Origin of the sequence: Bacillus sp. ISL-55 (genome assembly GCF_018613155.1) — a bacterium.
Lineage (GTDB): Bacteria > Bacillota > Bacilli > Bacillales > Cytobacillaceae > Mesobacillus.
This window is the reverse complement of the sequence record NZ_JAGGQU010000039.1, coordinates 1-8,616: the sequence shown is the minus strand read 5'-3', so window position 1 is coordinate 8,616 and position 8,616 is coordinate 1. Positions and strand designations below refer to the sequence as shown.

Below are 8,616 nucleotides of genomic sequence, written 5' to 3'. Positions count from 1 at the left end.
CAAATTCATGAGACGGAGCCAGCCTTTTGGCCGAACCTGGTGCGACTTCGGACAAATTCTTGAGATGGAGCTGGCCTTTTGTCCGAACCTAGTGCGACTTCGGACAAATTCATGAAATAATAAACTCTAACACAAAACAATAAAAAAAGACTGCGATGTCGCAATCTTTTTAAGTTATTTTAAATGGCGTTTTACAAATCCAATAAATATTTCGCATAATGAGACATCCTGTCCTGTGTCCATTTTGGTGCTGAGACCATTTTGATATCAATATGCTCGAGGTTACCCATCTGGCCAGCCAGGTGTTTGCGGGCTGAGAGGGCAATGTAATCAGCAAGCATGCAATCTTCGTTCCTTGTAGTCATAACGATTTCTACATCTTTATCGTCCTTGACACAGACTTCATAGACGAGGCCAAGGTTCACAATATCGACTCCAAGCATGGGTTCTTCTATTTCTTCAAGCATTTTATAAATTTCTTTTTTATCCATATTGAGTACCTCCTCCCGGCATTAGTCAGGTCAATTGTCTTGCTTACTTATATCATAAGAGATGCTGTCAAAATATTGGAGTGACCCACTTCACATTTCATATTTTTGTCATTATTAGAAGGATAATTTGTGTCAGTTTACGGATAGGAGTTTAATTCATTAAAAAAACAGGCTGCGTGTTATTCAGCCTGCTTATCCTTCATCCAATTACCTTTTCCTTGTTCTGTAGTTTTTTTAAATATAACAGTGTTTCTATATCCGACGATGTAGGAATTTCATACCTTGACTGATATTCCTCAGGGCCTTTGCCAGTGATCAGGATCCATTCCCCTCTCCTGGCATTTTCCCAAGCCTCTCTGATCGCCAGGGTCCTGTCTGTTATGACTCTTCCTTTGTTCATGCCATATCGTTCGTTCAGTTCCTTTAATTCATTGGCCATCTCTTCTTCGGATATTCCGTTCAGGTCATCGAAGGTCAGGGTGAATTCATCACTCATTGCTGCCGAGGCTTTGATCATATGCTCTCTTTTCGTCTTGTCCCGCTCTCCTCGAAAGCCAAAGATATGCTTTACCTTAACTGCCTCATGTTCTTGTGCTGCCTGCAGACAGTATTCAATCGCGTCCTTAGTATGCGCATAATCAACGATGAAGGTAGCACCCTCTGGATGAGAGATCATCTCGAATCTCCCAGGCACGCCTGGGAAAGATTTTAACGCTTCAGAAATTACATCAGGACTGATCCCAATTTTTACGGCTGTCAAGAAGGCCATGGCAGCATTATAGACATTGTGCAGACCAGGTGATGGAAAAGTCAAAGGGTAGGTGATTCCTCCCATTTGGATGTCAAATCTGCTTTCTCCGTTCAATTTAATGTCCCCAATTTTCAAATCGTGGATGTCATCATAGCCAATTGAATATACCGGAATTTCTTTAGCTTTTAAAATACTGTCCAGCCTGTCACCCCACTCGCCCAACCTGCTGACAATAGCCGAACCCTCTTTTTTCATGTAGTTATACATCATTGTTTTAGCCTCGAAGTAATCTTCAATTGTCGGATGATAATCGAGGTGGTCGTGGGATAAATTCGTGAACAGCCCATAATCCAGTTCAAGCCCTTCAATTCTGTATTGCTTCAGGGCATGTGACGACACCTCCAGCACAACAAATTCATCTTTGCTTTTCGAAATCAATTCCTGAATTTGCAAAGCATCCGGAGTGGTATTGGAAGGCTTGTACACTTCATTATTTATAATATAAGACACAGTCCCCAGAAGAGAACAGCTTTTTCCCGCATGCTCCAGGATGTGCTTTAAAATGTAAGAAACGGTTGTCTTCCCATTTGTACCTGTGATGCCAATCACCGTATGCTTCCTCGACGGGTGCTGATAAAATGCGCTAGCTGCCCTTCCCAGTGCAAGCCTGCTGTCGAATACCTGAATATAAGGTACAGAAAGTTCAAGCTCATTTTCGCCTATGACTGCTGCAGCACCATTGTCTATCGCTTCATTAATAAACTTGTGTCCATCAATCTGGAAACCTGTTATCGCAACAAATAAATCTCCTGGCTTCACTTTACGTGAATCCATCTGGATTCCAGATAAATCAGGGTCTGCATCATTGCTGTATTTTTTTAAACTGCTGCCGAGTCCTTCAAGCACCTTAGTTAATCTCATTTCCAAAACTCCCTTTTTAACATGCCTATAAATTCCACAGCCGGAATTAGAAATGTATATAATATGTCTCTTTTTATATTCCCCCAAAACTTAAAACTATGCCCTGTAAATGATACAAGATCTTCTTTTTAAAAAAATGAGTAATAGGAAATAGAAAAAAAGACCGGCAAATTAGCCAGTCTTTTACTATTCTTACCTATTTCACTTGGAAAACTGGGACAAGTACTTAAAATTCAGCCTGCTATGCTGCTGGAGCATAAAGGCAGTGGTAGTGGAACCTGTTTTCCGAAGTGTATTCAGAGCTTTGATCATTTCCTCGGCTGTGCCTATTCCAATGCCATGTCCATAATATAATCCATTTCCAAGGACTACAGCATTTTCTCCTCGCCAAATTGGTTTATCAAAATCAGGATTCATGAAATACACCACATCGCCAGGTATAAACTCATTTCCTTCTAACGTAATGATGGCCAAATCAGGGTCATAATTCCAATTCCAAACAAGCAGCCCTCTGAATAAATAATTGAAATCCGACAACCTTATTGAATCCAGAACGGCTTTGTAAAAAATGATAACCATTGCTGTTGAGCATTCGAATGCGTATTCCTGACCATTTTCATAAATATCATTAATCGCAGCAGAAGGCAGAATATTCGGATTCAACAAATAGCCACTCGGTCCTTTTGTCCAATAAACTGGGTTGAAGCTTGAATATTTGAAGGAGGTAAAAGCTACAGAAGCATCCTTAAGCTTTAATGCCGCTTCAATGATATTCTCGCGTAGTTTTATTTCAAAAAGAAGCTGAAAGGTGGTGTCGTATTCGAACATTGTCAGGCTATTGTCTAGTTGGTCGTATATTTCCTTCTGTTTCCCAGACAGATTCTTCAGCAATTGGCTGCTTGCACCATCTGGAAACCGGATGATTATCATCACACTCCCCCTCCATATTCCGTTGTTTAAACATCCATTCTAACTATATGAAGGTGAATGACTGAAAAGACATTGAATAGAATCTTGAAAAAAAAGGACTCGCTCCTATTACTTAGGAAGCTGTTTGGCATTTTCCCATCTTCGACCTTTTAGTTAATCTCACCAATGAGTAAATGTTGTTTGTTTCAATTCCCTAAAAAAGGGTATTTTTATTATAATCACAGCGATAAGGAGGCTTTTGTCATGACAGAAATAAATAAAAATAATAACGACGGTTCTGTAGAACAGGAGAAGAAACAGGAACACAACAAGGATATCGAGCCTCAAAGGGACCCTGTAAAACCTCAGGAAGAACCGAATAGCAATAAATAAGTCATGTCCAAATGAAAATAAAGCAAGATTCAGCTTTTTAAAATAAAGAGAGGTGAGCATTGTGGGAAAGGAAAAGAAAAAGAACATTCCAGTTGATAATACCCAAAACATGGACAACCCTGAGCAATATGAAACCAAGACAGAAAGTCTTCATGACAAATTCAAAAGTGAATTGACAGTGGACCCAATCCCGATGGAGGATCTTAACCTGGAAAAACATGAAGAAAAGGATGGGCATCACTCAAAGGACTCATCCTCAAGCGAAAAGAAATACAATGTAGATATCGACAACGAATTATAATAACCGCCCTGGGAATCCCAGGGCTTTTTTGGTTTATGAAGCTTTATAAAGAGAATATTAATAACAGGAACTAAAAAAGGAGGAATTCATATGGAAAGTAAAGACTTAAAAGAAAAAATCACTCAGGTTCTTGGTGAATCGAAGGTTGGCACGCTGGCGACCGTAGTCGGGAATAAACCCCACTCACGATACATGACCTTTTTTAACGATGAATTGACATTATACACACCAACAAGCAAAGAAACGTACAAAGCGGAAGAGATTAAAAAGAATCCGAATGTCCATATCCTGCTCGGATATGAAGGCGAAGGAATGGGTGATGCCTATATCGAGGTACAGGGAACAGCTACGATCCGTGAAGAAGAGTCACTTAAGGAAAAGTTCTGGAATGAGAAAATGGAGAAATGGATTGAGAACCCTCATGACCCCGATTACATTATTCTTGAAATAAAACCAGATACCATTCGTTTGATGAACGATAATGGAGAACCAGAAACACTCAATTTATGATCACCGCCAGGAGATGGAGCTATTCCATCTCCTCCTTTTTTGGATGTTTTGTCAAACTTTTGTTGAATTTAAATCGTAAATACGTATTGATATAAAAATAGTAATATCGTAATCTATTGGTAGATAGTATTTGTGAATTTTTTCACAAATCAATCCTTATAAACTACCAGGGACTTTATATTTTTTTTACTAAAACATGTGAATCTCTTTACAATAAACAACCAGAAAGAAGGAATAACGATGCAAACTCCAAAAGTAGTCATTTTAGGTGCGGGATATGGTGGTCTCATAACTAGCCGCCAGCTTGAAAAAACGTTACGGAACGGTGAAGCTCAAGTTACTTTGATCAATAAACATGATTATCACTATATCTCTACTCAACTTCATAAGACAGGTGCGGGCACTGCTTCGGACGAAAAAATCACCTTACATATACCTGACCTTCTAAAGACAGATAAAATCCAATTCAAAAAAGGAACAATTCAAGGAATTGACTTTACTTCTAAGAAAGTACAGCTCGAGACTGGTGAATTTATCGATTATGATTACCTGATGATTGGCCTTGGTTTCGATGTAAGTACGTTCGGCATACCCGGAATTGAAGAAAATGCATTTAAGATCAAAAGCTTCAGGAGTACGAAGGCTATATACAATCATATATTGAGACAGTTCGCGGCGTATAAAGAGGACCTTGACCCTTCAAGACTGACTTTTGCTGTTGCCGGTGCGGGCTTTACCGGAATAGAAATGATTGGTGAACTTATAGAAGCAATGCCAAAGCTTTGTCTCAAATATGATATACCTGTATCAGCGACAAGAATTATCAATATAGAAGCGTCTGCTTCCGTTCTGCCAGGATTCGATAAAGAGGCAATAGATTTTACAGAAAGCTATTTTAAAAAGAATGGTGTAGAGCTGATGACCTCTTCGAAGATCCTTGAATGTTCTCCGACTTCCATAACATTGGACAACGGCGAAGAACTTCCTTCAAGGACATTGATTTGGTCGGGAGGTGTCCGGGGCAACACCCTCCTCGAAAAACTGGATTTGCCTATTTCAAAGGGCCGCATCATCATTGATAAGTTTTTACGGGTAAAAGGAATGGAAAATGTTTTTTGTGTTGGAGACGCTGCTTTATTCGTAAAAGAGGATGGGACAACCCTCCCACCGACTGCTCAGGTTGCCATTCAACAGGCAGAAGTTTGTGGACCAAATTTAATTGCCAGCTTGAGAGGTGAACAACTCAAAGCATTCGAATACCACCACAAAGGTACAGTCGCTTCCATCGGCAACAAAGCAGCAGTCGGAAAAGTCTTTGGTTTGAAGATCAGCGGTTTATTCGCTGCTTTAATGAAGCAGGTGATCGAAGCTCGTTACCTTTTCGTACTTGGTGGACCTGGACTGGTCATCAAACAATTCTTTAAGGTAGGAAAGCCACATTCAGAGTTGGCTATTTCCAAACAAAAGTGATCATTCAGCAATGTATTCATCTTGATTAACCTTAAAAAAGCATCGGAGCCTCAAAGCCCCGATGCTTAATTTTGTGATGCAGTCAACGCATCTTCCGGAGGACGTTTCCCCCGCTTCAAGTCATTTATTGTCAGGCCGAACCGCATTTCGAAATGGGGATAATCCTTAAAGTGATTCCAGTCTCCTCCCCATGTAAATCCAAGCTCCTTGGCAATGCCTACTACTTCCATCCAATCCGATTTTCCATTGCCATTTCCGTCATAAGCAGTGTCCCATATGGCGTTTCCTTGTTTATTCAATAATGCAAAGTCGATTGCCAGACCAAAATTATGGTATGACTCCCCGCCTTTAGCATGTGTGACTATTTGGCCTTCTTTAGTTCTTCCCTTTTCATATAACTGATCCTGTTCTTCAAACCCCCGAAAACCATCAGTTACCAAAACCCTTATGCCTCTCTCTGCTGCCTTCTGGACCAGCATATCCTTATTCTCCTGGACAACTGGATGAAGTTCCTGCGGCAAAGGTACATCTTCATTAATTTCAGGCTGGGTGAGGAATTGATAATATAAAAGGAGCGCAGCAAAAATCAGCAAAAAAGTGATGGATGCCTTCCCCAAAAATTTCTTTTTCACGTTAAAATTCCTTTCAGCTATTCTTTTATTCTATTATATAACGAATTTCCTCCTTGCTTGGTTTCATGGAAATTTTTTCAGTTTAAAAAACCTGGCATTAGATTTTGCCAGGAGATTTAGCCTTTCGGAAATTCTATTCAAATCTGAATTCATCTAAAATGCGGTCAGTGATAAGTTTGTATCCTTTATCATTCAAATGAAGCGAATCACTGAAATATTGTTGTTTAGCTTTTCCTTTAAACAAATCATTGGTTGGAATGTAAATGACCTGTTTTTCTGTTTTCGCTGCTTGGATTATTTCTTTATTCCAATCATTAATTACCGCTTCGATTGCTGAGCTGTCCGGGTAGGGGTTATAGAGGCCCAGCAGGAGAATCGGCGCTATCTCGTTTTTATCAGTCAAAATATTGAGGATCGCCTCCAGATTTTGCAAATACTCTTGCTGCCCTTTCTCTATTTCTCCATGCTTTAGATTCTCTAAATTTCCGCCATTGCTATTGATTAAATCATTGGTACCGATAAAAAGGATGAAATAGTCTGCTTCATCAAGCTTTCCTCTTATACTCACATCAGATAGCTGGGTAAGGATACCAGAAGATTCAAGACCATAAATCGCTTCATTATCAAAGTTATAGTTCTTTTTAGTTCCGTTGTCCAGCCTGGTTTGCAGTGTATCAATATAACCCGATCCCTTCTCATCACCATATCCATAGGTGAGAGAGTCTCCGAATGCAACTACCAGCCTGTCCCCTTCCCCTTTTTGAGGGTTGACTATACTGAATGCAGCCAGTGAGACGAAAATAATAATTATAAGAGATGAAATCAGTAATGTTTTTTTCTTCATGATGTGCCCCTTCTCTATTTCTTTTTGATTTTTTACCCTGTACGTGTAGAACATGAAACGTGAAGTATCCTTGATAAAATTTCCTATTGCTAATGCTTGATCAACGTGTTATATTTATCAAGCGATGAGCTGAATTGTGTAAGCCGACAGACGCTCCTTTATGGAAATGCACGATGTGGCGTGCAGTCAGTCGCCTCAATACGCAGAAAAGACGCCCTTTGGGCGTCTTTTCTTATTTTACAGGATGTTTATCTTTTCTCGTAACCGTCACGGTACATACCTGAAGGATTATTCAAACCGTCACGATCCAGGTCAGTTGAATTCTTAAGTGAATCACGGTTGCGGTCAAGATCTGCTTCATTGACCACACGATCGTCGCCAGCTTCAAGATGTGCTTCCTCATGCTTTACACTTTCGACGACTTGTTCCGTATCTTTCACTTCTCGCTTACCAATGACAAGTTCTTCTGAAACAACCGGCTTCTTAGTAACCTCTACCTTCTCTTCCATAATAGGGACACGGATCGTTTCATCGTCATCAAGTACAGCATCTGTTCCGGAAACAGCCTCATTCACATCACGTCTTTCCACGTAAACCTCCTCACGCGTGACCGGGATGTTTACTTTCTGCTGCTCTTCTACTACTTCCTTGTGAATTTCTACTTCACCTGCCTGTACTCTATCCTTCGAAACATCAAGCTGCTCTTCTCTTAACCTTAAAGTCTGCTCATCAGTGTTATCATAAGTTCCTGTCACTGATGTATCAGTATTATCATAGGCTCCTGTTACTGATGTATCGGTTACATATCCTGATTCTTCAGTATCAAGGCCAGATGCAGCCGTTTCTGCTAATAGGATGATGCGTCCATTTCGGACATCTTCTTCGTATTCACTTGCCGCGTCATCTGTTAAGCCCACACTGACCAGACGATCGGAAATAGAAGGCTCATTGCCGCCCAAATTTCGATCTGCGTCAAATGCTGTCATCAAGCTTTGCCAGAAACCGCCTTCCCGATGGTCGTCAGTATCTGTTCCAATATTTTCAGTCGTTACTCCTGTTCTGCTTTCAAGTGCAGTGGTCACATCATTTGTATCACCGATGATTGAGAAATCCTGAACAGCATAGCCTTTGTTTTTATGTTCTTCAATTGCTTCAATTAGTTCTGTTTGATTATCATATACTCCAACTACTTTTTTAGCCATTTTAAATTCCTCCATTTCAATTTATGATTCATCCGGTTGCCCCGGTAGTGTATTCTTACCCGGCATGGACAGGAACTCAAACTATTTAGGACTTGCCAAAATTAGCCACGTCCTTTTTAAACCAAGGCTCTGTTAGACTTGTCTGTTGATTTTCGTTCCAGGCGCTTCGCTTTGGTAGTGTCAAAAGTTCTA

At 40.2% G+C, this 8,616-nt stretch carries 10 protein-coding genes; 4 read left to right on the top strand and 6 right to left on the bottom strand.

What is annotated here, in order from left to right; all coding sequences use genetic code 11:
- Positions 1 to 191: 191 nt before the first annotated feature.
- The 3 genes from J7E32_RS18400 to J7E32_RS18390 all read right to left on the bottom strand — a co-directional run bounded on the left by J7E32_RS18400 (position 192) and on the right by J7E32_RS18390 (position 3,093).
- The gene (locus tag J7E32_RS18400) at positions 192 to 491 is read right to left on the bottom strand and encodes a metal-sulfur cluster assembly factor (protein ID WP_214910485.1); all 300 of its coding nucleotides are present in this window, start codon (positions 489 to 491) and stop codon (positions 192 to 194) included.
- Positions 492 to 690: 199 nt separating this feature from the next.
- A complete protein-coding gene (locus J7E32_RS18395; protein ID WP_214910472.1) occupies positions 691 to 2,163 on the bottom strand; it encodes a UDP-N-acetylmuramoyl-L-alanyl-D-glutamate--2,6-diaminopimelate ligase in 1,473 nt (490 codons plus the stop codon).
- 201 nt (positions 2,164 to 2,364) lie between these two features.
- A complete protein-coding gene (locus J7E32_RS18390) occupies positions 2,365 to 3,093 on the bottom strand; it encodes a protein-glutamine gamma-glutamyltransferase (protein ID WP_214910461.1) in 729 nt (242 codons plus the stop codon).
- Positions 3,094 to 3,336: 243 nt separating this feature from the next.
- On the opposite strand from J7E32_RS18390, the gene J7E32_RS23000 reads away from it, so the two are divergent.
- From J7E32_RS23000 to J7E32_RS18375, 4 genes are all read left to right on the top strand, one after another.
- Positions 3,337 to 3,465, top strand: coding sequence for a hypothetical protein (locus J7E32_RS23000; protein WP_286183487.1), 129 nt, complete (start codon positions 3,337 to 3,339; stop codon positions 3,463 to 3,465).
- A gap of 61 nt (positions 3,466 to 3,526) precedes the next feature.
- Positions 3,527 to 3,766, top strand: coding sequence for a hypothetical protein (locus J7E32_RS18385; protein ID WP_483297618.1), 240 nt, complete (start codon positions 3,527 to 3,529; stop codon positions 3,764 to 3,766).
- Between the two features lie 90 nt (positions 3,767 to 3,856).
- Complete coding sequence (locus tag J7E32_RS18380; RefSeq protein WP_214910459.1) at positions 3,857 to 4,276, top strand: pyridoxamine 5'-phosphate oxidase family protein; 420 nt, start codon at positions 3,857 to 3,859, stop codon at positions 4,274 to 4,276.
- A 240-nt stretch (positions 4,277 to 4,516) separates the two neighbouring features.
- On the top strand, positions 4,517 to 5,746 hold the full coding sequence (locus J7E32_RS18375; RefSeq protein WP_214910451.1) for an NAD(P)/FAD-dependent oxidoreductase: 1,230 nt from the start codon (positions 4,517 to 4,519) through the stop codon (positions 5,744 to 5,746).
- Between the two features lie 65 nt (positions 5,747 to 5,811).
- Here J7E32_RS18375 and J7E32_RS18370 read toward each other — a convergent pair whose 3' ends face one another.
- The 3 genes from J7E32_RS18370 to J7E32_RS18360 form a co-directional block, all read right to left on the bottom strand.
- The gene (locus tag J7E32_RS18370; protein WP_214910449.1) at positions 5,812 to 6,378 is read right to left on the bottom strand and encodes a M15 family metallopeptidase; all 567 of its coding nucleotides are present in this window, start codon (positions 6,376 to 6,378) and stop codon (positions 5,812 to 5,814) included.
- Positions 6,379 to 6,511: 133 nt separating this feature from the next.
- Complete coding sequence (locus J7E32_RS18365) at positions 6,512 to 7,222, bottom strand: GDSL-type esterase/lipase family protein (RefSeq protein ID WP_214910447.1); 711 nt, start codon at positions 7,220 to 7,222, stop codon at positions 6,512 to 6,514.
- A gap of 248 nt (positions 7,223 to 7,470) precedes the next feature.
- A complete protein-coding gene (locus J7E32_RS18360) occupies positions 7,471 to 8,424 on the bottom strand; it encodes a YsnF/AvaK domain-containing protein (RefSeq protein ID WP_214910445.1) in 954 nt (317 codons plus the stop codon).
- Positions 8,425 to 8,616: the final 192 nt, after the last annotated feature.